18 protein-coding genes and 1 pseudogene are annotated in these 21,660 nt (G+C 71.9%); all 19 read left to right on the top strand.

Annotated elements, in window-relative coordinates; all coding sequences use genetic code 11:
* The first annotated feature begins 54 nt into the window (after positions 1–54).
* Positions 55–546: a GntR family transcriptional regulator gene (locus ACFY1J_RS35560; protein ID WP_390732630.1), complete on the top strand. Its 492-nt coding sequence runs from the start codon at positions 55–57 to the stop codon at positions 544–546.
* A 297-nt stretch (positions 547–843) separates the two neighbouring features.
* Positions 844–963 carry a keywimysin-related RiPP gene (locus ACFY1J_RS35555; protein ID WP_363294646.1) on the top strand — a complete coding sequence of 40 codons (120 nt, stop codon included), beginning with the start codon at positions 844–846 and terminating at the stop codon, positions 961–963.
* 90 nt (positions 964–1,053) lie between these two features.
* Positions 1,054–2,784: an asparagine synthase-related protein gene (locus ACFY1J_RS35550; RefSeq protein ID WP_390732629.1), complete on the top strand. Its 1,731-nt coding sequence runs from the start codon at positions 1,054–1,056 to the stop codon at positions 2,782–2,784.
* Positions 2,785–2,815: 31 nt separating this feature from the next.
* Positions 2,816–3,067: a lasso peptide biosynthesis PqqD family chaperone gene (locus tag ACFY1J_RS35545; protein ID WP_390707115.1), complete on the top strand. Its 252-nt coding sequence runs from the start codon at positions 2,816–2,818 to the stop codon at positions 3,065–3,067.
* The gene (locus ACFY1J_RS35540; RefSeq protein ID WP_390732628.1) at positions 3,064–3,522 is read left to right on the top strand and encodes a lasso peptide biosynthesis B2 protein; all 459 of its coding nucleotides are present in this window, start codon (positions 3,064–3,066) and stop codon (positions 3,520–3,522) included. Before ACFY1J_RS35545 ends, ACFY1J_RS35540 begins: the two co-directional genes overlap by 4 nt.
* On the top strand, positions 3,500–5,287 hold the full coding sequence (locus ACFY1J_RS35535; protein ID WP_390707113.1) for an ABC transporter ATP-binding protein: 1,788 nt from the start codon (positions 3,500–3,502) through the stop codon (positions 5,285–5,287). Before ACFY1J_RS35540 ends, ACFY1J_RS35535 begins: the two co-directional genes overlap by 23 nt.
* Positions 5,284–5,592 (top strand): response regulator transcription factor, encoded by a 309-nt coding sequence (locus tag ACFY1J_RS35530; protein WP_390707112.1) that lies wholly within the window; start codon positions 5,284–5,286, stop codon positions 5,590–5,592. Before ACFY1J_RS35535 ends, ACFY1J_RS35530 begins: the two co-directional genes overlap by 4 nt.
* Positions 5,593–5,661: 69 nt before the next feature.
* Positions 5,662–5,847, top strand: a complete 186-nt coding sequence (locus tag ACFY1J_RS35525; protein ID WP_363294652.1) for an FDLD family class I lanthipeptide — start codon at positions 5,662–5,664, stop codon at positions 5,845–5,847.
* 135 nt (positions 5,848–5,982) lie between these two features.
* The gene (locus ACFY1J_RS35520; protein WP_390732627.1) at positions 5,983–7,320 is read left to right on the top strand and encodes a lanthionine synthetase C family protein; all 1,338 of its coding nucleotides are present in this window, start codon (positions 5,983–5,985) and stop codon (positions 7,318–7,320) included.
* A gap of 5 nt (positions 7,321–7,325) precedes the next feature.
* Positions 7,326–10,382 carry a lantibiotic dehydratase gene (locus ACFY1J_RS35515; protein WP_390732626.1) on the top strand — a complete coding sequence of 1,019 codons (3,057 nt, stop codon included), beginning with the start codon at positions 7,326–7,328 and terminating at the stop codon, positions 10,380–10,382.
* Positions 10,379–12,163 (top strand): ABC transporter ATP-binding protein, encoded by a 1,785-nt coding sequence (locus tag ACFY1J_RS35510; RefSeq protein WP_390732625.1) that lies wholly within the window; start codon positions 10,379–10,381, stop codon positions 12,161–12,163. Before ACFY1J_RS35515 ends, ACFY1J_RS35510 begins: the two co-directional genes overlap by 4 nt.
* A gap of 37 nt (positions 12,164–12,200) precedes the next feature.
* Positions 12,201–13,169: an LLM class flavin-dependent oxidoreductase gene (locus tag ACFY1J_RS35505; protein ID WP_390707108.1), complete on the top strand. Its 969-nt coding sequence runs from the start codon at positions 12,201–12,203 to the stop codon at positions 13,167–13,169.
* A 45-nt stretch (positions 13,170–13,214) separates the two neighbouring features.
* Positions 13,215–14,465: an erythromycin esterase family protein gene (locus ACFY1J_RS35500; RefSeq protein ID WP_390732624.1), complete on the top strand. Its 1,251-nt coding sequence runs from the start codon at positions 13,215–13,217 to the stop codon at positions 14,463–14,465.
* 62 nt (positions 14,466–14,527) lie between these two features.
* Entirely contained in the window at positions 14,528–16,342 is a 1,815-nt protein-coding gene (locus tag ACFY1J_RS35495) for a gamma-glutamyltransferase family protein (protein ID WP_390707106.1), read from the top strand.
* A gap of 87 nt (positions 16,343–16,429) precedes the next feature.
* Positions 16,430–17,302, top strand: a complete 873-nt coding sequence (locus ACFY1J_RS35490) for an inositol monophosphatase family protein (RefSeq protein WP_390707105.1) — start codon at positions 16,430–16,432, stop codon at positions 17,300–17,302.
* A 244-nt stretch (positions 17,303–17,546) separates the two neighbouring features.
* Entirely contained in the window at positions 17,547–18,959 is a 1,413-nt protein-coding gene (locus ACFY1J_RS35485; RefSeq protein WP_390707104.1) for a phytoene desaturase family protein, read from the top strand.
* Between the two features lie 65 nt (positions 18,960–19,024).
* A complete protein-coding gene (locus ACFY1J_RS35480; RefSeq protein ID WP_390707103.1) occupies positions 19,025–19,534 on the top strand; it encodes an O-acetyl-ADP-ribose deacetylase in 510 nt (169 codons plus the stop codon).
* A 144-nt stretch (positions 19,535–19,678) separates the two neighbouring features.
* Positions 19,679–20,548 carry a methylenetetrahydrofolate reductase gene (locus tag ACFY1J_RS35475; protein ID WP_390732623.1) on the top strand — a complete coding sequence of 290 codons (870 nt, stop codon included), beginning with the start codon at positions 19,679–19,681 and terminating at the stop codon, positions 20,546–20,548.
* Positions 20,549–20,792: 244 nt separating this feature from the next.
* A pseudogene (locus ACFY1J_RS35470) lies at positions 20,793–21,660 on the top strand (hypothetical protein); the annotation flags it as partial.

Genomic DNA, 21,660 nt, shown 5'->3' with positions numbered 1-21,660 from the left:
CTCCGGCGGACGTGGCGCTGCGGTGAAGGAAAAGCACAAGGGGGAATCGCAGGAATGACATCCGCACGGCAGCCGGGCGAATCCGACGCCGACCCGGCCTGTGGAGACAGCGGTGCCGGACCGGCACTCTACGCCCGGATAAGGCGGAAACTGAAGCAGGAGATACTGGCAGGCGTCTACGCCGAGGGGGAGTATCTGCCCTCGGCGGGCGAACTCGGAAAAAGATACGGCGCCAACAAGAACACGGTCCTGCGGGCGCTGCGTATGTTACGCGCGGAAGGACTGATCGACTTCGGCCGGGGCCGCGGCACGGTCGTGATGCACTCCGCCGGAAAAGCGGACCTCGCCGAGATAGCGGAGCAACTCCGGCATGTCGTCAACCGTGCCGATGCCTCGGGAATCTCACGGGCGGCCGTCGTGGCTGCCGTACAACGGATTCCCCCGGTGCCTGGCACACGTACCCCGATGGGTGGACCCGCCGCGCCGATTCGACGGGGAACCGCGGCCTACGGCTCGTACGGGCCGCGCGGCCGCGGCGCCGCGTGATGCGCGATCGCGTCGACTGCGGTGGCGATAAGGCTAATACGCAGGGTCAGGATGGAGCCATGGAAGCCAGGTGTTCCCGCCCCGCCCCCGGCTCGCTCCGACTCGGCCGCGCGTGGTCGAAAGACCAGGTCGCCACGGGGCCCGAAGTCCGGGGAAGGCAGATTTTCCCGGCGGCCACGCAGCGTATCGGGAGTGTTCCTTCATTGATCGTCGTAATCGCCTCCGCCTAGATTCTCCGGTGAGCGGACGACCGATCGAGTCACCGCTTCCACTCCTTACGGAAAGGAGGTGACAAGCATGGGTCGGAAGATCTATGAGGCGCCGGCGATGTTCATTGCCGGTGATTTCCGATTGGACACCGGATTCCTGCGGCGCGGTCCGCATGAGCCCAGGGTCCGTCTGCCGCTTGCAGCCTAGGGAATCTCTGGGAGAACGATGTCGAGCCACGGCGAAAGCTGGTTTGTGGTACTGCCTGATTGCGAAGCCGGCCTCGCCGTGGCCTCGCATGTGGAAACACGACTGAAGAGCACGGCGGAAAAGCGGGTGCTCCATGCCTCCGGTCGCCCCTTCCTGATCGGCTCCTGGGGCCCCGCGTTCGTCACCACCACCCGGCACGGTCTGCGGATCGCGCTCATCGGGTGCGGTTCCGCCGACGAGCACGAGGTCGCGCAACGCCTGGCCGAGCAGCGCGACATCGAGTCCGCCGCCCGCGTCGCACGCTCGCTGCGCGGCGAGTTCCATCTCGTCGTCGCGGCGGGCGGGCGGTTGCGGGTCCGGGGCACCGCGTCGGGGATGAGGCGCGTCTTCCACGGCGCCACCGAGGGCACCACGGTGGCGAGCAACCGCGCGGACGTCGTCGCCCGGCTGCTCGACGCGCCCCTCGACGAGGAACTCCTCGCCGTCCGCCTGCTGGACTCCGTCCCCCACCCGCTCGGGGACATGCCGATGTGGCGGGGCGTGCACGCCGTCCCCCAGGGCTTCCAGCTGGAGGCGGGCCCGGACGGGGCCTCCTGCACACGCTGGTGGAGTCCGCCCGAGCCCCGGCTGGGTCTGGAGGAGGGCGCGGCACTGCTGCGGACGGAACTCGACGCGGCGGTCCGGGTACGAACGCGGGCCGCGGCCACCGTCAGTTCCGACCTCTCCGGAGGACTCGACTCCACCGCCGTCTGCGCCCTCGCCGCCGCCGCGGGGGCCGCCCCGGTCGCCCTCACCATGTCCAGCCGCGATCCGGGGGACGACGACCTCCACTGGGCGAAGCTGGCCGCGGCCGACCTCGACCACGCGGAGCACGTCGTGCTTCCCGTCGACCGCATCCCGCTGTTCTACAGCGGCCTGCTGGAGGTCACCGGGCCGGTCGACGAACCGGCGCCGACCATCCTCGACCAGCCCCGGCAACTCGCCGGCCACGACGAGATGCTGGCCCGCGGCTCCGCGCTGCATCTCACCGGGATGGGCGGCGACCACGTCCTGTGGGGCCACCCGGCGCATGTACTCGAACGGCTGGCCACCGACCCGCTCGGTGCCCTGCGCCACCTCCGCGGCTACCGGGCGCACAACAGATGGTCGTTGCGGGACGCCCTGTCGGTGATCGCCGACCGCAGGCCCTACGGGCAGTGGCTGGCCGACAGCGCCGACCGGCTCACCGCCGCGCGGGCCGCGCCGCACAGCGCGGACGTCCTCGCCTGGGACGTCCCGCCCCGGATGCCCGGCTGGGCGACACCGGACGCCGTCGCCGCGGTGCGCGACAGGATGCGGCGGGCGGCGCAGTCGGCCGTTCCCCTGGGCAGGACCCGCGCCCGGCACAACGAGCTGAACGTACTGCGCCACGGAACGCGGGTGACGCGCATCCTGCACCAGGTGGCCGAGCACGGCGGGCTGCCCATGGCCAGCCCGTTCTTCGACGACCGCGTCATCGAGGCGTGCTGGTCGGTGCGGGCGGAGGAGCGGTCGTCGCCCTGGCGGTACAAGCCACTGCTCAAGGCCGCGCTGCGCGGCGTCGTACCGGGTGCCGTACTCGCACGCGAGACCAAAGGAGAGGCGTCCACCGACGCGGCCAACGGACTGCGCGAGAACCGCGCCCGGATCGCCGAGCTGTGGCACGACTCCCGTCTCGCCCGGCTGGGGCTGGTCGACGCGGACCGGCTCGTCAGAACCACACTGCAGCCTTCCTCGCCCGAACTCCGGTACGCGGGCCTCGACTCGACGCTCGCCTGCGAGATCTGGCTGCGCACCGCCTGAGCGCCATGAGCGCCATCCGAAGGGGGAACCCATGCGGCTGAGAGCCGACGTGTCACTGGTGGAGACCGACTACGGAAAGATCCTGCTGGACGGGCGCAGCGGAAAGTACTGGGAGCTCAACCCCACGGGCAGCCTGGTGCTGGACGAACTGATGTCGGGCGGCGACCTCGACGCGGTGATCACCCGGCTCACCGCCGAGTTTGAGGTCGGCGCGGAAAGGGCGCGGTCCGACGCCGAGGCGCTCGTCGCGGCGCTGGTCGAGGCGAGGCTGGTCGACCGGTGAGCTTCCAGACCGTACTGCGCGCCCGGTCCGAGGTCCCCCGGCGGGCGCGGCTCGCCGCGCGCCTGGCCGTGGCGGTCGCCAAGCCGCTCACCCGTCTCCCGCCGGACCGCATCCGTCGGCTGCTGACCGCGCTCGCCCGTGGCGCCCGGCCGGCCGGGTTCGAGCGGGCGGCGGCCGCGCGGGACGCGGTGACCACCGTCAGCCTGGTGTGCGCCGGACGCGAGGGATGCCTGCAGCGGTCGATCGCGACCGCGCTGTTGTGCCGCGCCCGGGGCAGCTGGCCGACCTGGTGCGTCGGGGTCCGTACCGCCCCGCCGTTCGCCGCGCACGCCTGGGTGGAGGCCGACGGACGCATGGTGGGCGAGGGCGCCCCCGAGGGCTATTTCCGGGTGCTGATCAGCGTGGCACCGCACCACACGAGGGAGGCAACCGATGGCCGGCACGGCCGAGGATGAACGCGTCGGCATCCGCGACCTGTTCGCGCTGCTCCTGCAGCGGCGGACGACCGTCGTCTGGGCGCTCACGCTGACGGTCGTCGGCACCGCGCTCGGGCTGCTGCAGCCGCTGATGACGATGCGGCTGATCGACCGGGTGGGGACCGGGCAGTCGCTGCTCGGCCCGGCCCTGCTGCTCGCGGGGCTGTTCGCCGCCCAGGCCTGCATCGAGGGCGTGGGCCAGTTCCTGCTCGACGTGGTCGGCGAGGGCGTCGTACTGCGGCTGCGCAAGAACCTGACGAACCGGCTGCTGCTCGTCCGTATCGACGCCTTCGACCGCCACCGGGTCGGCGATCTGCTCTCCCGCGTGGGCACGGACACGACCGTGCTGCGCGACATGGTGGCGGGCAGCTTCGTCCAGCTCGTCACCGTGGCGCTCACCGCCGTCGGAACGGCGGGACTGATGCTGTGGCTCGACCCCGTCATGTTCGCCGTCGTCATCGCCACGATCGTCGCCGCGGCGATCGTCGTCGCCGGTGTCATGACCGGCATCCGCGGGGCCACCGAGCAGTCCCTCACGGACGTCGGCACCATGACGGCCGATCTCGAACAGGCGCTGGGCAACATCCGGACCGTGCGCGCCTGCGGAGCCGAACTCCGTGAGGCCGAACGCATCGGGGCGGACGCGGAGGCCGCGTGCGCGAGCGGGGTGCGCTCCGCGCGCCTCGGCTCCCTCGTGTCGCCGATGATGGAGGTCGCGGTCAACGGCTCGTTCCTGCTCGTCCTGCTCATCGGCGCCGTACGGGTCTCGAACGGCGACATGACGATCAGCGAGCTGGTCGCCTTCCTGCTCTACGCGACCTATCTGGTCATGCCGTTGGCCGGCCTCTTCAGCGCGATCAGCCTCATCCAGCGCGGCCTCGGATCCCTGAAACGCATTCAGGAAACCCTGAAGCTGCCCGTGGAAACCACCCCGGACCCCTGCGAGGTCCCCGCCCCGGGCTCCGGCCCGCTGCTCCAACTGCGGGACGTCTCCTTCGCTTACGGGGACCGCCAGGTCCTGAGCGGGGTGTCCCTGCAGATCCCGGAGCGCGGCTACCTCGCCATGGTGGGCAGATCCGGCGCGGGCAAGACCACCGTGACCTCCCTCATCGAGCGCTTCCACGACCCGGACGAGGGAGCGGTGCTCTTCCGTGGCACCGACCTCGGACGACTGGAACACCGGGCCTACCGGCGGCACGTGGCGCTGGTGGAACAGCACACGCCACTGCTCTACGGATCACTGCGCCACAACCTCACCTATGCCGCGCCGGACGCGTCCGAGGACGCCGTCCGCGACGTGCTCGACACCGTCGACCTCGGCCCGCTCGTACGGCGCCTGCCGGACGGGCTCGACACCGAGGTGGGGGAGCGGGGGCTGCGGCTGTCGGGCGGCGAGCGTCAGCGCGTGGCCATCGCCCGTGCCCTGCTCGCCGAGCCCGATCTGCTGGTGCTCGACGAGCCCACCTCGCACCTCGACACCATCAGCGAGGCCGAACTCGCCGAAGCCCTGCTGAAGGTGTCCGAACGCTGTGCCCTGCTGGTCATCGCCCACCGGCTGTCGACGGTCCGTGCCGCGCCGCGGATCGCCGTCATGGACGGCGGCCGGGTCAGCTCCGTGGGCACCCATGAAGAACTCCTCGTTCGTGACCGTATGTACGGGCAGTTGGTCGAAAGCCATCTGATCCAGTCGGAGAAGTCCGCGCAGGAGTCGGCGCAGAACTCCGCGCAGGAGCCGGCGCTGTGACCTCACCCGCCCGCGACCTACAGGAAGCCCGTCGAAACGAACCCCAGTGGACGGCCGCCCTGCAGAGACTGGACCGGCTGACTCCGCGGGAGTCGGAGGTCTTCGTCATGATGGCGGAAGGGCTGTCCAACGAGGACATGGCGAACCGGCTCCATTTGACCGAACGGACCGTGCGCGCCCATCTGTCGGCCATTACCGAAAAGCTGGAACTGCATTCACGTCTGAGTCTCTGTCTGGCGTCCTACGTCTTTCGGAATACTGTCGCCGACGACAATATGTGCCGGTGCGGCCGGCGAGGAGAATAGGAATCACGCAGAGGCCGTTTCTGCGTCATTCCGCCCTCGGGCGGAATTCATCACCGGAAAGGAAATGACATGGCCGGCAACGAATTCGATCTGGACGTCCGGGTCACCTCGCCGTCCGCGGCCGGTGTGGACCGCGCACCGGCGTCCATCTCGTCGCTTCTCACGCGCTCGGTCTGCACGCGCGTGACCTGCCGAGGCACCTGCACCTGCGTCTGCACCAGCATCTGCACCTCGGGCTGCGTGAAGAAGCCCTGACGTGACGAAGCCCTGAACGGGCCGGGCCCGACGCCCTGAACGGGCCCACGTTCGACAACGGGTGTTGCCGTGGGCTCAGCACGGCAACACCCGTTTCCACTGCGACGCCGAACGGCCGCGACACGAGGGATGGACATGCTGGAGAACCGGGAGACGGCCGGCGGGCCGGTTCGGGGCGACGACGACTCACTCACCGACCGCGCACACCGCGCGGTCCGTCTCGTCGCCGAACGGACCTCGACCACCGACCAGGTGGCCGAACTGGCCCTGACCGCCGCGGAACAGGCGGTGCACCCCGTGGGCTGGTACCCGCCGAGCCTCAGTCACGGTCAGGCCGGAACCGCGCTGCTGCACCTGTACGCCGCCCGCGCCGGGCTCGGCGACCGGGAGACCGCCTTCGCACACATCCGGGAGGCCGTGCTCAGCACCCGGGTCGTACCGCTGGAGAGTCCCGGGATCTTCGGCGGAACCAGTGGACTTGCCCTGGCCCTGGCCGACTGCGCCGCCGACGAACCGCGCTTCCTGCCGAGCCTGCACCGCATGCACGAGCAGCTCGCCGCCCAGGTCCTCGACACCGACTACCCGGCCGTCGAACGCGTCCTGAGCGACGCCGACTACGACTGGATAGGCGGCGCGGCCGGCGTACTCGCGTACCTCGTCACGGTCGAGGACCCGAGCCCCGGAGTCCGCGAGGCCGTGCGCCGGCTCCTCGGCTTTCTGGTGTGGCTGAGCGAACCGGCGCAGACCGAGCGCACCCCGCGCCGCTGGCTGCTCGTCCCCGACGTCTACCCACCCGTCGGGGACTACCACGCCAAATATCCCCACGGGTACCTCAACCTGGGCTTCTCGCACGGCGTTCCCGCAGTCGCCGCGGCGCTCGCGGCGGCCGCCGCCTCGGGCCACCGGCACCCGGGACTCGAATCGGCCGTGACCACCCTCACCTCCTGGATCCTGAGGCACCGGGCCGCCGACGAGTTCGGCCCGCTGTGGCACGACGGCGTGGCGGTCGACGAACACGGCGAGGAACAGCCCCGGACCCACGGCCACGATCAGATCGCCTGGTGCTACGGCACCGCAGGTGTCGCCTCGGCCCTGCTCGACATCGCCCGCGCCACCGGTGACAGCGACCTGCTGACCACCGCGGTCACCGCGTTCGAGGCCGTCCTGCGCAGGGCAGAGCAGGCCGGGCCGCTGTCGCCCACCCTGTGTCACGGACAGGCCGGACTGCTGATGATGTGCCGCGCGTTCGCACCCTGGAGCCGCCTGGCGCGCGACCGGACACCGGTCCTGCTCGACCGGCTGCTCGACCACGCCGACGAGACACGTCCGGCGGTGTTCGCCGATCACGAGCTGCCCGGACACCTGGTGGACGACCCGGGCCTGCTGACCGGAGCCGCCGGCGTGGCCCTCGCGATCCTCGCGGCCCTGAACGACGACCGTCCGGCCTGGTTCCGGGCCTTCTTCGCAAGGTGATGCGCATGTCCCGGTACGTACCCGCCGACTTCTACCTGCTGCGCTCTCCCGCGCTGCCCGTGCAGACCTATCTCGACTTCATGAGCGACCCGGAGCAGACCTCCGACGCCCTGTTACGGCTGGCCCACGACCCGGAGGTCCGGCGGGCGGTCTTCGTCGCCAGCGAGGGCCTGGCGGAAGGGCTCGCCCACCTGGAGCGGATGTCCCCCAAGAGCGTGGCGCGCCTGCACTCGCGGCTGTGGCGCTATCTCACCAGGATGTCCACCCGGCCCACCCCCTTCGGGGCGTTCTCGGGCGTGGCCGCCGGGACCTTCTCCGGGCGCACCACCGCGCGGCTGGAGAGCCCGGCCATCGGGGGTGCCCGGGTGCGCGCGGACATGGCGTGGATCCTCGCCTGCATCGAGCGGTTCGAGAGCGACCAGGAGATCTGGCGCGGGCTCGGGATCGTCCGCAACGCCACGGCCCATGTCTCCGGCGACCGCATGGTCCTGCCGCACGCCGACGTCTACGGCAGGAGCGACCGCACGTCGGTGCGTGTGCGGGCGACCCCCGCCGTCCACACCGTCCTGGACACCGCCGCGACCCCCGTGACGTACCAGGAGATCATCGACGCGCTGTCGGCCGCCTTCCCCGAGGCGTCCGCCGCGGCCAAGGAGAGCCTGGTGCGGCGGCTGTGGGACCTGAACTTCCTCACCAGTGACCTGCGTCCGCCCCAGACGTCGGCCAGGCCCGAGGAGTACCTGCTCGACCGGCTGGCCGAAGTCCCGCAGGCGGCCGACGCGGTCGAGCGGCTGCGGGAGGTCGTCGAGCTGGTCCGGCACGCGGACGACCCGGCCTCGTTCGCGCAGTTGCGCGCCGCCCAGGAAAAGCTCGTACCGGGCTACACGGGCCAGACCTACCAGCTCGACTCCACCATCGACCTGCGGTCGGACGAGCTGAATCGCTCCGTCGCCGACGCGGCGGCCGACACGGTGGACGTCCTGATGCGTCTGAGCGCGGCCACCGGCCCCGGCAACTCCCATCTGACGCGGTACCGGGAGGACTTCCTCGAACGGTACGGCCAGGGCGTACGCGTCCCCGTCCTGGAACTGCTCAGCCCGGACCAGGGCCTGGACGCGCCCGAGTCCTACACCGAGCCGCCCCGCACGGCCGGGCCGACCGGCGGCATCGAGCCCGAGAACACCTCCAACTACGACCGTGCCGTCGTCGAGTTCGTGCAGCGGGCCTGGCGCGACCGGTCCCTCGAAGCGGAACTCACCGACTCCTGGCTCGACCGCCTCGCCCCCGAGGCGTCTCCGGGACCGCTGCTGCCCACGATGGACCTCTACCTGCAACTGGAGGCCGCCGACCGGCAGGCCGTCGACCGGGGCGAGTGGCGGGCCGTCGTCCGCGCCGACGGCCTCGCCCACGGCGGGCGCACCTTCGGCCGCTTCTTCGACCTGCTCGGCGACCGCCTCGTGGACCGGCTGCGCGACCTGGCCCGGCGGGAGGAGGAGCTCCAGCCGCACGTGGTCCACGCGGAACTGGCCTACCTCCCCACCTACGGCCGGGCCGGCAACGTCGCCGCACACCCGGGCCTGCGCGGATACGAGATACCCGTCAACACCGGGCCGTCGGTGCCCGCCGACCGCGTACTGCCCCTGGACGACATCCTGGTGGGCGCCGACGACCGGCGGTTCCACCTGTGGTCGCGGCGGCTCGACCGCGAGGTCGTCGTGACACAGCACCACATGCTCAGCCCGCTGGCCGCCCCGAACGTCGCCCGCTTCCTGCTGGAGGCCTCGCAGGACGGGTGTGTGATGCCCGGCGGATTCCACTGGGGCCCCGTGTCCCACGCGGCGTTCCTGCCCCGGGTGACCCGCGGCAAGGTGGTGCTCCGGCCCGCCGAGTGGCGGCTGGACGGCCGCGGCCTCGCGGACCTCACGGCATGGCGCGAGCGGTGGCACGTACCGCGCCATGTGTACCTCGTGGAGCACGACAACCGGCTGCTGCTCGACCTCGACCACCCACGCTGCGTCGCCGAACTGCGCGAGGAGGTCCGCCGCAAGGGCGGTGCGGCCGTGCTGCTCCACGAGATGCTGCCGGACTTCACGCACCACTGGCTGAGTGACGACACCGGGCGGCGGTACACGGAGGAGATCGTCGTCCCCGTCGTGGCCGCCGGCCCCGAGACCGTCCGGCGCGACGGGGCCGGACTCCAGGTGGAGATCCCGGCACGGCGATACGTACCGGGCAGCGAATGGTCGTACATCAAGCTGTACGCCGCCTTCGAACGCCACGACGAGATCATCGCCGGTCCACTGCGCGAACTCGTCGCGGAGCTGCGCGCCCAGGACGCCATGGACCGGTGGTTCTACATCCGGTACGCCGATCCGCGCCCGCACCTGCGCATCCGGGTGCGCAGCGACAGGCCGGAGACGCTCGGGCGGCTCGGCGCCTGGGGCAAGAGCGTGGTGGACAGCGGACTCGCCCAGGACCTCGCCATGGACAGCTACTGTCCCGAGACCCTGCGCTACGGCGGCCCCGACACCTTCGACGCGATGGAGCGGCTCTTCGGGGCGAACAGCGACGCCACCGCCCAACTGATCGCGGAACGCCTGGAGTTGCCGGAGCTGACGGACGAGCACCTGGCCATGGCCGCGGTGGACACCCTCTTCCACCAGTGGGGCGTCCCGCTCGCCGACCGCCTGGACCTCCTCCCCGGCCACGTAGACGACGGCGCCACCCGCGACGACTTCCGCAAGCGACGTGACTACCTCTGCGAACTGCTGCTGCCCTGGGACCGGTTCACCCATGACAGGGGCCGGGACCACCGCCTGCGGGTCGCGGCGGCCCTCGCGCCCCAGGAGCCGGCCGTCCGCGCCGCGGCCGCGGCGGTCGGCGAGGCCGCCGGACGCGAGCGTCTCGCGATGCCGTTCCCCCATGTCCTCGGCAGCCTCGCCCATATGCAGGTCAACCGCCTCCTGCCGATCGACCGGACCCGGGAGGAGCGCTGCTACGGGCTGCTGCGGCACACCCTGCGCGCCCTGCGCGGCCGGCTGGCCGCCGAGGAGGCCAAGTGATCTGGCTCCGCGTGCTGCGGCTGTTCTGGAAGCTGAGCGCCCGGAAGGTCACCGCGTTCGCCGTCGTCTCGGTCCTGTCGGCCGCGATCCCGGGCGTGCAGGTCGCCCTGACGGCGAGCGCGGTGCAGTCCGTCGCGCACGCCGCGGGCGGCAGCGACGGCGCACAGGGCCAGGCCCTGCGGGCCGGCGTCGCCCTGCTGCTGATCGCCGTCGCCGGACACGCGCTGGACGTGTGGGGACAGTACCTGGACTCGCTGCTCCGCCTGGAACTCACCACCAGGATCGGCGAGCAGGTGATGGTCAAGGGCACCCGGCTCGACCTGGAGCAGTACGAGAACGCCGAGTCGTACGACAACCTCCAGCGCGCCTTCCAGGAGAGCAGCGGAGGCCGTATCTACCAGCTGTTCTCGGAGCTGCTCACGGTCAGCCGCGAGCTGGTCACCGCGGTCTCGGTGAGCATCGTGCTGTTCGCCTGGTCGCCCTGGGTGGCCGTGTTCATCCTGCTGTCACCGGTCCCGTCGGTGGTCGCCCACATGATCTACACGCACAAGGCGTACGCCGTCGAGTACGGACGCGCGGCCGATCGCCGGCGGATGTACTACTACCAGTACCTCACCACGACGGATCACTCTTTCAAGGAAGTACGCCTGTTCCAGCTCGGACCGCACTTCGTCGAGCGGTACCAGAGGCTGGCCCGGGAGTTCTTCCGGGTCGACCGGCGGCTGGCGCGCAGCCAGTCGGCCATCGTCGGCGCGCTGGGCGCGCTGAGCGTCCTCGCCTCCTCCGGCGCGCTGCTGTGGGCCATCGCCTCGGCCGCGGACGACGGACAGGTGGGCCGGCTGGCCGGCTATCTGCAGTCCATGGGAGCCATCCAGGCGTCGGCACACGGCATGCTCCTGGGCATCGCCTCGCTCTACAAGGACACCTTGTTCCTCGGCAACCTCTTCGCGTTCCTGGACCTTCCGGAGCGCCGGATCATCGGCGGAACCCGGCCGTTCCCGGCGAAGCTGCGCAAGGGCATCGAGTTCCGCGACGTCAGCTTCGTCTACCCCGGCACCGACCGGCTCGTCCTGGACGGCGTCGACTTCCTGCTGCCCGCGGGGGAGTGCGTGGCGCTCGTCGGCCAGAACGGAGCGGGCAAGACGAGCGTCGTCAAACTGCTGACCCGGCTCTACGAGCCGACGGGCGGCCGGATCCTGATCGACGATGTACCGATCGAGGAATACGACCTCGACGACCTGCAGCGCCATATCGGCGTCATCTTCCAGGACTTCATCCGCTACGAGATGTCCGTCCGCGACAACATCGGCTTCGGCCGGGTCGAGGCGATGGACGACGACGAGCGCATGCAGGCCGCCGCGACGGCCGGCGGAGCCGACACCATCGTGGCGGACCTCCCCGACCGTTACGACACCATGCTCGGCAGGCACTTCGAGGAGGGCCGGCAGCTGTCGGGCGGTCAGTGGCAGAAGGTGGCCCTGAGCCGGGCCTTCATGAGGAAGGCTCCCGTGGTCGTGCTCGACGAACCCACGTCGGCGATCGACGCCGAGGCCGAGGCCGAGATCTTCGGCCGGCTGCGCGACATCGCGGGCGAGGCCACCTCCCTGATCATCGCCCACCGCTTCTCCACGGTACGCATCGCCGACCGGATCGTGGTCCTGGACCGGGGCAGGGTCATCGAGGAGGGCACCCACGACGACCTGCTCGGCGCCGACGGCGTCTACGCCCATCTGTTCAATCTGCAGGCAGCGGGATATCTCGGCGAACCCGCCTCTCAGTGAAGGCCAGTTCATGGAAACGTCGGTCATCTTCCCCGTCATGCCCAAGGACCCCACGGACGCGGTTCCGTTCGCGGAACTCGTCGCGGGAGGGGACCTGGCACGGCTGTGGCAGGGCCAGTCCCTCACCATCGAATCCCATCAGTTGTTCGCCTACCTCGCGGGCATGGGATTCCGGTTCCCGGTCGGTACGTCCGTGACCCTGATGCCACTGCGCCATCCGATGGAGGCGGCGGCACACGCCCGCTCCCTCGCCCGTCTGACCGGCAGACGGATGACGCTCGGGGTCGGCCCCGGATCACCCGACTTCGTGGCGAGTCTGCGCGGTGAGCCCTACGAGAGCCCGAGAGCCGCGTGCGCCGGCTATCTCCGCCAACTGCGCGGATTTCTCGGTGAGCGGCCGGAGGAGGGTGAGCCGGGGGAGGAAGCATCCGGGGGCGGCTACGCGCAATCCGGACTGCCCGATCTCGGTCATCCCGGTGTGGAGATCGGCCTGGGAGTCCTGCGCCCGGCGCTCGCCCGGGTGGCCGGTGAGCTGGCCGACGCGGCGATCAGCTGGATGACACCGCCCGCGTACCTCGCGCGTGACCTCGTGCCCGCCCTGCACCGCGGCGCCCGAGCGGCGGGCCGCCCCGTGCCGCGCCTGGTCACCGTCGTGCACGTCGCCGTCGCCCGCAGTGGGCGCGATCCCCGCCAACTCGCCTTCACGGCCGCCCGTGCGCACCTCGGCGCACCGCACTACACCGACATGCTGAAACGCGCGGGGCTGCGGGTGCACCCGTCACAGCCCTATCTCAACGCGCGCGCCCTGGTCGACTCGGGAACATTCGTCTACGGAACTCCGCGGGAAGTGACGGCCGCATTGGGCGAATACGCCCGGGCCGGTGTGGACGAGGTGGTCCTCAACTCGGCGGGTGTGGGTCTTGCGCACGGCTGGAATGCCGCCGTCGAGGACCTCGCCGAAATCTCGGCCGAAATCCGCCTCGCACAGCCGGACTTGATCGTGTGAAGGCTAGGCTCACCTTGCCGAGAGGTGACGCGAAAGGAATGAACGATGACCGAGGAAGTGCAACGGTGGCTGAAGGAGAATGCTCTGCCGTTGCGGGACTTGCACGCCGAGGCATCGGAACCGGATCACGGCGAACTGGAGCCGCTGCGAAAAACCTTGAACGACGTACGAGTTCTGGGGATGGGGGAGGCGACGCACGGGACCGCGGAATTCTTCCGGCTCAAGCATCGATTACTGCGGTTCCTCGTCGAGGAAATGGGGTGCACCGCCCTGGCGATGGAGGCCAGCGCCTCGGCCGCGCGGGCCGTCGACGACCATGTGCTGCACGGCACCGGTGACGCCGCCGACGCACTCGCGGGCCTAGGCTTCTGGACCTGGCGGACCCGGGAGATGCTCGACGTCGTCGAGTGGATGCGGGAGCACAACCGGACCGTTCCGCGCGAGCGCGCCGTGCGTTTCGTCGGCATCGACCCCCAGCGCTGCGGTCCCGCCCTGACCGCCCTCGACGCCGCGCTGCGCACACTGGCGCCGGAACGGGCGGACCTCGGCGGCGGCATCCTCGGCACCCTGGCCGACGCCAAGCCGGGGTCCCTCACCGTCCAGAGGCAGCAGATCCTCGCCGAGGCGCGCGCCCTCGTGGGCTTCCTCGAAGAGGGCAGGGCCGGACTCGCAGCACGTGCCGGAGCCGAAACGGTCGACGACGCGCTCGGCCACGCACGCAGGATCGTGGCGGCGGCCGACGTGGCCTCACGGCCGCCGCGCGGCGACGGCGAGGAACCGGGCGCACTGGCGGTCCGGGACCGGTACATGGCACAGGAAGTGATCGCCCTGGAGGAGCGGTCGCCCGGCAAGGTGGCCGTATGGGCGCACAACGGCCATGTCATGACCGACTGTTACGCGGGAGACGTGCCCGCGATGGGACAGCATCTCCGAAGCCACTACGGGGAGCGCTACTACGCCCTCGGCCTGCTCTTCGGCGAGGGCGCCTTCCGCGCCCGCCCCGGGAACTCCGCGACGCGCACGCCCAAGAAGCACACCATCGCATCGGCGGGCCCGCGGTCGGTCGAGGGCCGGCTCGCCTCGGTCACACCGCAGGATCACCTCGTCGACCTGCGCGGCGGCCGGGCCCGGCCCGCCGTCGCCGAGTGGCTGGAGGACCGCCGGTTCGTACGGTCCTTCGGCGCCTCGGTGCCGCGCGTGACGTACCGCTTCCACCTGGCTCCGACGGTGCTCGCCCGGGAGTACGACGGGCTGGCGTACGTGGCCCGCTCGACGCCATCGACTCCGCTGCGCTGAGACGATGGGACCGACGCGCGGTCGCGAGCGGTGGCGCGCGTTCGCGACCAGTGAGGTGAGAGATGCGGTTCACCACCCGGCCCACCCTCCAGGGCACCTTCGGCATGGTGTCCTCCACCCACTGGCTGGCCTCGCAGTCGGCGATGGCCGTGCTGGAGGACGGCGGCAACGCCTATGACGCCGCGGTCGCGGGCGCGTTCGTGCTGCACGTCGTCGAGCCGCATCTCAACGGGCCCGCCGGCGAGGTGCCGATCCTGCTCGCCCCGGCCGGCGGTGAGGTGCGGGTGCTGTGCGGGCAGGGCGTGGCACCGGCGGGGGCGACGGTCGCGCACTACCGGGGACTCGGTCTGGACCTCGTCCCCGGCACGGGCCCGCTGGCCGCGGCCGTGCCGGGCGCGTTCGACGCCTGGCTGCTCCTGCTGCGCGACCACGGCACCAAGTCCCTCGCCGACGTCCTGAAGTACGCCATCGGGTACGCCGAGCACGGGCACGCGCCCGTGGAGAACGTCGGCGCGACCGTCGAGAGCGTGCGGGGCCTCTTCGAGACGGAGTGGACCTCGTCGGCCCAGGTGTACCTGCCCGGCGGAACCGCACCCCGGCCCGGCGAGCTGTTCCGCAACCCCGACCTCGCCGCCACCTGGAAGCGGCTGCTCGCCGAGACCGAGGGGGCGGGCGACCGGGAGGCGCGGATCGACGCCGCGCGGGAGGTGTGGCGCTGCGGCTTCATCGCCGAGGCACTGGTACGGCAGGCCGCGCGGCCCACCCTGGACACCAGCGGCGAGCGGCACGCCGGCACGCTCACCGCCACTGATCTCGCCGGCTGGTCCGCGGCCTACGAGAGCCCCGCGACGTACGACTGGAACGGCTGGACCCTCTGCAAGGCCGGCCCCTGGAGCCAGGGCCCGGCCCTTCTCCAGCAGCTCGCGCTGCTCCCTCCCGAGCTGCCCCCGTACGGCTCGGCCGAGTATCTGCACCTGCTCATCGAGGGCTGCAAGCTCGCCATGGCCGACCGGGAGGCCTGGTACGGGGACGCGGCCGAGGTACCGCTCGGGGAGCTGCTGTCGGACGCCTACAACGCCGGGCGGCGGGCGCTGATCGGCGACAAGGCCTCGTACGAGCTGCGCCCCGGCAGCCCCGGCGGGCGCGCGCCCCGGCTGAGCGAGCACGCGCGCGTGGCGGCCGCCGACAGGCCCGGCTTCGACCCGATGGGCGTCGGGGAGCCGACCCTCGCGAGCAGGCCGGCCGAGCCCGAGGTGGCCGCCGACGGCGGCACCCGCGGCGACACCTGCCACCTCGACGTCGTCGACCGCTGGGGGAACATGATCGCCGCCACCCCCAGCGGCGGCTGGTTGCAGTCCAACCCGGTCGTGCCCGAACTCGGCTTCCCGCTCGGCACCCGGCTCCAGATGACCTGGCTGGAGGAGGGCCTGCCCAACTCCCTCACCCCAGGCCGCCGTCCCCGCACCACCCTCACCCCGTCGATCGCGCTGCGCGACGGGATCCCGGTGCTGGCGTTCGGCACGCCCGGCGGTGACCAGCAGGACCAGTGGCAACTGCACTTCTTCCTGGCCGTCGCCCTGCGCGCCCCCGTCCGCGGCGGCCTCGACCTCCAGGGCGCGATCGACGCCCCGAACTGGCACAACGACAGCTTCCCCGGCTCCTTCTACCCGCGCGGACGGCAGCCGGGGAGCGTGACCGTCGAGTCCCGCACGGCCCCGGAGGTCGTCGACGAACTCAGGCGGCGCGGCCACGACGTCACGGTCGCCGACGGCTGGTCCGAGGGCCGGCTGTGCGCGGTGGCCCGTGCCCCGGAGACCGGCATCCTCTCGGCGGCCGCCAATCCGCGGGGCATGCAGGGATACGCGGTGGGCCGCTGACCATCGGCCCCCGCTGTTCGTCCGGATTCCATCTCACGTTCACTGGGCGGGTGGGGATTGTCAGAGGCGCGTGCTCTCATGGAGGGCATGATCGGAGACACCGAAACCTGGGGGTCCCCCCTGGACGAAGCCCTTGTGGGAGAGTTCCTCGCCCGCCACTGCGCCGATGTCGAAGAGGCGGTGCGCAAGGCCGCCGCGACCGAGATCCTGCCCCGCTTCCGCCGGCTCGCTGAGCACGAGATCGACCAGAAGAGCGGACCGCACGACCTGGTGACGGACGCCGACCGGCTCGCCGAGGAGTACCTCACCGCGGCGCTCGGCGCCCTCCTGCCCGGCTCCGTCGTGGTCGGCGAGGAGGCCGTGCACGCCAACCCGGCGACGTACGAGGCGATACGGGGCGACGCGCCGGTCTGGATCGTCGACCCGGTCGACGGCACCCGGCAGTTCGTGCACGGCGACCCCGGCTTCTGCACGCTGGTCGCGCTCGCCCACCGGGGCGTCCTGCTCGCCTCCTGGACCTACGCGCCGGCCCGCGACCAGCTGGCCACGGCCGTCCGGGGCCACGGCGCCTTCCTCGACGGGGAGCGGCTCTTCGCGGGCGCGCCCACACCGGGCCGGGACCTGGAGATAGCCACCTCCCACCCGGACTACACGACGGACGAGCAGAAGCGCGCCCTGCTCGGCCTGTGGGCCGAGGGCGTCGCGCCGCGCGCCTGCGGTTCCGCCGGGCTGGAGTATCTCGCCGTCGCCAAGGGCGAGTTGGACGCCACCGGCTTCAGCTGGGAGGCCGCGTGGGACCATGCGGCGGGCCTGCTCCTCGTCGAGGAGGCCGGCGGCACCCACCTCACCCGCACCGGAGAGCCGTTCCGCATCACCGGCGGCAACGCCCTCCCGTTCACGGCGGCCCGGGACGCGGCCACGGCCCACCGGGTGGTGGGACTGCTGCGCGGCGCCGGCTGAGCCACGGCTCCCCGCGGCGTGAGGGCGCCCGTACCGCCGGGTTCCGCTTCGCGCGCCCGCCCCGGCCGTCCCGCACGCTGCCCGGTCCACCCCGCGTACGCCTCGATTCCGCTTCCGGGGCCCGCCAGGATGCGCCCCCGGGGCGCCCCGCCGAGCCCACCCGCGCCCCCTGGGCTGTCGGTCCCCCGGCATATCCTGATCCCGAGTGGCCGTCGGCTGACGAAGGAGTCCGAAGGTGCCGTCGATGTTCGATGCGGTCGTGGTGGGAGCGGGGCCGAACGGACTGACGGCTGCCGTCGAGCTCGCCCGCCGCGGATTCTCCGTCGCCCTGTTCGAGGCCCGCGACACCGTAGGCGGCGGCTCCCGCACCGAAGAGCTCACCCTCCCCGGCTTCCGCCACGACCCCTGCTCCGCCGCCCACCCCCTCGGCATCAACTCGCCCGCGTTCCGCGCGATGCCCCTGGACCGGTACGGCCTGGAGTGGCTGCATGCCGAGCTGCCCATGGCACACCCGTTCCCGGACGGCACGGCCGCGGTGCTCGCCCGCTCCGTGGCACGGACGGCCGCCTCCTTCGGACCACGCGACGCGGGGGCGTACCGCAGACTGGTCGCGCCGTTCCTCACCAAGTGGGACACCCTGGTCCAGGACTTCATGTCGCTGCCGCTCACCGCGCTCCCGCGCGACCCGGTCACCCTCGCCCGCTTCGGCCTGACCGGCCTGCCGCCCTCCACCTGGCTGATGCGCCGCTTCCACGACGAGCGGGCCAGGACCCTGTTCGCCGGGCTGGTCGCGCATGTCATGGCTCCGCTCAGCGGCTTCGCCACCGGCGCCATCGGCCTGGTCTTCGCACTGGCCGCGCATGCCCGCGGCTGGCCCGTGGCCCGCGGCGGCTCCCAGTCGATCTCCGACGCCCTCGCCGCCTACCTCAAGGACCTCGGCGGCAGCGTGCACACCGACTACGAGGTCAAACGGCTGGACGACCTGCCGCCCGCCCGCGCCTACGTCTTCGACACCTCGCCCACCGCGCTGGCCCGCATCGCCGGCTTCGGCAACCACTACGAGGGCTACCGCTACGGCCCCGGCGTCTTCAAGGTCGACTACGCCCTGGACGGCCCGGTGCCCTGGACCGCCCCGGAGGCACGGGTCGCCACGACGGTGCAGATCGGCGCCGACAGCGCGGAGATCGGCACCGCCCTGCGCGCCGTGTCCCGCCAGGGCCGCGCACCCGAGCGGCCGTTCATGATCACCGTGCAGCCGGGGGTCGTCGACCCCACCCGCGCCCCGGAGGGCAAGCACGTCTTCTGGGCGTACGGCCATGTGCCCAGCGCCTGGACCGGCGACCTCACGGACGCCATGGAGCGCCAACTGGAGCGCTTCGCACCCGGCTTCCGCGACCGCGTCCTCGCGCGGGCCACCGCCGGTCCGCCCGAACTGGCCGCCCGCAACGCCAACTACGTCGGCGGCGACATCGGCTCCGGCGCGGTCTCGGGCCTCCAGATCCTGCTGCGCCCCAAGCTGTCCCTGTTCCCCTACAACACCCCGCACCCGGCGGTCTTCATCTGTTCCTCGGCCACCCCGCCGGGCCCCGGAGTGCACGGTATGTCCGGCCACAACGCGGCGAAGGCCGTCTGGCGGCGGCTGCGCCAGGAGCCGTGACCCGGCCGCCGTGGCCCGGTGCTGCGCGAGCGCCCCACGGAGCCCCGGCTGGTATAGAGGCAGCCATGACCACCATCACGCTCGCCCAGGGCGACATCACCCGGCAGACCGCCGACGCGATCGTCAACGCGGCCAACTCCTCGCTCCTCGGCGGCGGAGGCGTGGACGGCGCGATCCACCGGCGCGGGGGACCGGCGATCCTTGCGGAGTGCCGGGCCCTGCGGGCCTCCCGTTACGGCAAGGGCCTGCCCACGGGCCAGGCCGTCGCCACGACCGCGGGGGAGCTGGACGCGCGGTGGGTGATCCACACGGTCGGCCCGGTCTGGTCGTCCTCCGAGGACCGCTCGGAGCTGCTGGCCTCCTGCTACCGGGAGTCGCTCCGCCTAGCCGACGAGCTGGGTGCCCGGACGGTCGCGTTCCCGGCGATCTCCACCGGCGTGTACCGGTGGCCGATGGACGATGCGGCTCGCATCGCGGTGGAAACGGTGCGGGACACATCGACAGACGTCGAGGAGGCGCGGTTCGTCCTCTTCGACGACCGTGCGTACGAGGTGTTCGCGGCCCGACTCGGCTGACCACGGCGGACGGCGGGCAGCGGAAGCACCCTCCCCCGTGCCGTCGGCGACGCGCGTGACATCATCGGCGGGGCCACAGGACCCCGGATTCGTGCTCGACCGTACCGGCACGACGCCCGGGACGGCCCGAGACGAAGGAGCACGATGAACCCGGGTCCCACGGCCCCGCCGGTGGCGCCGATCACCGCGCTGCTGCAGGACTTCTCCCTGGAGATGACCGGCAAGGACATCCCCGCACTGGAGGAGGCCGGCGCCACCATCCCCCGCGGCACCCGCATCAACGTCACCTTCCTCGGCAACGAGAACCTCGGGATGCGCCTCGACGCCGCCCGCGCGGTCAAACGCCTCGGCTTCGTCCCCGTCCCGCACATATCCGCCCGCCGCCTCGGCTCGCGGGCGGACCTGGAACAGTTCCTCGCCGGGCTCCGGGCCGACGGCGCCGCCGACAACGTGTTCGTCGTCGGCGGCGACCCCGCCCGCCCCGAGGGACCGTACGAGGACGCCCTCACCGTCATCCGCACCGGACTCCTCCAGCGTCACGGCGTGCGGCACGTCGGCGTCAGCGGCTACCCGGAGGGCCACCCCGCCATCACCGACCACGCGCTGTGGTCGGCGCTGACCGACAAGAGCGCGGTCCTCGGGTCCCAGCGGCTCGCGGGCGACGTCATCACCCAGTTCGGCTTCGACGTGGACCGAGTGCTCACCTGGGTGGAGCGGGCGCGTGAGCGCGGCGTCGAGCTGCCGATCCGCATCGGCGTCCCCGGACCCGCCGGAGTGCGCCGTCTCATGGGCTACGCCACCCGCTTCGGCGTCGGTACCAGCGCCTCCATCGCGCGGAAGTACGGCTTCTCGCTGACCAACCTCGTGGGTACGACGGGCCCCGACCGCTTCCTGCGCACGCTGGCCCGGGAGTACGACGTACGGCGCCACGGCGATCTGAAGGTGCACTTCTACACGTTCGGCGGGCTGCGGGCGACGTCGGAGTGGATCGCCCGGTTCCGGCAGGAAGCCTGACGCGAGGCCCGCTCGGGTGCTGGCTGTATCCGATCGGTGACCCACGGGCGCGGCGGCTCCTTCCAGAGGCATATGCACCCGGTGTGCCCTGCTCTTGGCCTTGCGCGGTTCATGTCATGCCCCTTATAACCGTCCCTGCAGGCATCGGTGGGGATGGCCGGAAATGGCAGTTGCCGCCGACCAGGGGGGATCCTCAGCTCCGCCGGGATCGGCAGCAGCATCCAGATCTACGGAGACCGAGGACATGACCGACAACGCCTTTCGCGACGCCATGACCCGCCTGGCCGTCGACCCGGCCTTCAGAGCCGAACTCGACGGCGACACCGACGAGGTGGCCCGAAGACTCGGCCTGACACCCGCCCAGGTCATGGAGCTCCGCTCGCTCCGTGTCGAGTCCGGCACCGACGGGGGACCGGCCGCACTCGACCAGCGGCTGTCCAAGTCGTCCCTGTTCTTCGGCAGCGCGGCGCATGCGCTGGCCCACCATGACGTTCCGGATGTTCCGGATGTTCCGGTCGACCACGGCCAGGAGACCGCAGGCGGCTTCGACGCGTCGGCCACCGGCGCGCAGAGCCTGCTCGACGGGGGGCTGGTCCACGGGTCGCCGACCGAAGTGGGCGGTGGATTCGGCGAGTTCGGGCAGGCCGGTGACTTCGGCGGGTTCGGGAACGCGGACGGCTCGGATCTCGGCGGGCTCGGCGGGCTCGGTGGACATGCCGGCGGTGCCGAGGGTGGCTTCGGCGGAGGTGATGCCGGGGGGCCGGGTGGCTTCGGCGGGTTCGGTGAAGGTGGTGCCGACGGCGGGCTCGGCGGGTTCGGCGACGGCGGGTTCGGTGACGGTGGCTTCGGTGACGGTGGCGCAGGACCCGGAGGGTTTGGCGACGGCGGCTTCGGTGACGGCGGAGTCGGCCCCGGTGGGTTCGGTGACGGAGGGTTCGGCTCCGGAGGCGACCTCGGCGGATTCGGAGACCTCGGCGGTCACGGCGGCGGCTTCGGCGGTGAGGGCGGCGGCGATGCCGGTCACTTCGGCCACGGCGGCATCTTCGACCGTGACGAGGGTGACGGCCACGGTGACGGCGGCGCAGGTGGTGGGGGTGAGGGCGGTGGCAGCG

It is taken from the genome of Streptomyces sp. NPDC001406, from assembly GCF_042895285.1.
Taxonomy (GTDB): domain Bacteria; phylum Actinomycetota; class Actinomycetes; order Streptomycetales; family Streptomycetaceae; genus Streptomyces.
Note: the sequence above shows the minus strand (reverse complement) of the source record. Positions and strands in the feature narration are given on the sequence as shown.

Bases quoted from the DNA above. Each gene is read 5' to 3' on its own strand.
- ACFY1J_RS35505 (WP_390707108.1), top strand. From the start codon at position 12,201: ATGCCCAAGGACCCCACGGACGCGGTTCCGTTCGCGGAACTCGTCGCG.
- ACFY1J_RS35485 (WP_390707104.1), top strand. From the start codon at position 17,547: ATGTTCGATGCGGTCGTGGTGGGAGCGGGGCCGAACGGACTGACGGCT.
- ACFY1J_RS35515 (WP_390732626.1), top strand. From the start codon at position 7,326: ATGTCCCGGTACGTACCCGCCGACTTCTACCTGCTGCGCTCTCCCGCG.
- ACFY1J_RS35490 (WP_390707105.1), top strand. From the start codon at position 16,430: ATGATCGGAGACACCGAAACCTGGGGGTCCCCCCTGGACGAAGCCCTT.
- ACFY1J_RS35535 (WP_390707113.1), top strand. From the start codon at position 3,500: ATGGCCGGCACGGCCGAGGATGAACGCGTCGGCATCCGCGACCTGTTC.
- ACFY1J_RS35525 (WP_363294652.1), top strand. From the start codon at position 5,662: ATGGCCGGCAACGAATTCGATCTGGACGTCCGGGTCACCTCGCCGTCC.
- ACFY1J_RS35500 (WP_390732624.1), top strand. From the start codon at position 13,215: ATGACCGAGGAAGTGCAACGGTGGCTGAAGGAGAATGCTCTGCCGTTG.
- ACFY1J_RS35555 (WP_363294646.1), top strand. From the start codon at position 844: ATGGGTCGGAAGATCTATGAGGCGCCGGCGATGTTCATTGCCGGTGAT.
- ACFY1J_RS35545 (WP_390707115.1), top strand. From the start codon at position 2,816: ATGCGGCTGAGAGCCGACGTGTCACTGGTGGAGACCGACTACGGAAAG.
- ACFY1J_RS35520 (WP_390732627.1), top strand. From the start codon at position 5,983: ATGCTGGAGAACCGGGAGACGGCCGGCGGGCCGGTTCGGGGCGACGAC.
- ACFY1J_RS35475 (WP_390732623.1), top strand. From the start codon at position 19,679: ATGAACCCGGGTCCCACGGCCCCGCCGGTGGCGCCGATCACCGCGCTG.
- ACFY1J_RS35560 (WP_390732630.1), top strand. From the start codon at position 55: ATGACATCCGCACGGCAGCCGGGCGAATCCGACGCCGACCCGGCCTGT.
- ACFY1J_RS35480 (WP_390707103.1), top strand. From the start codon at position 19,025: ATGACCACCATCACGCTCGCCCAGGGCGACATCACCCGGCAGACCGCC.
- ACFY1J_RS35495 (WP_390707106.1), top strand. From the start codon at position 14,528: ATGCGGTTCACCACCCGGCCCACCCTCCAGGGCACCTTCGGCATGGTG.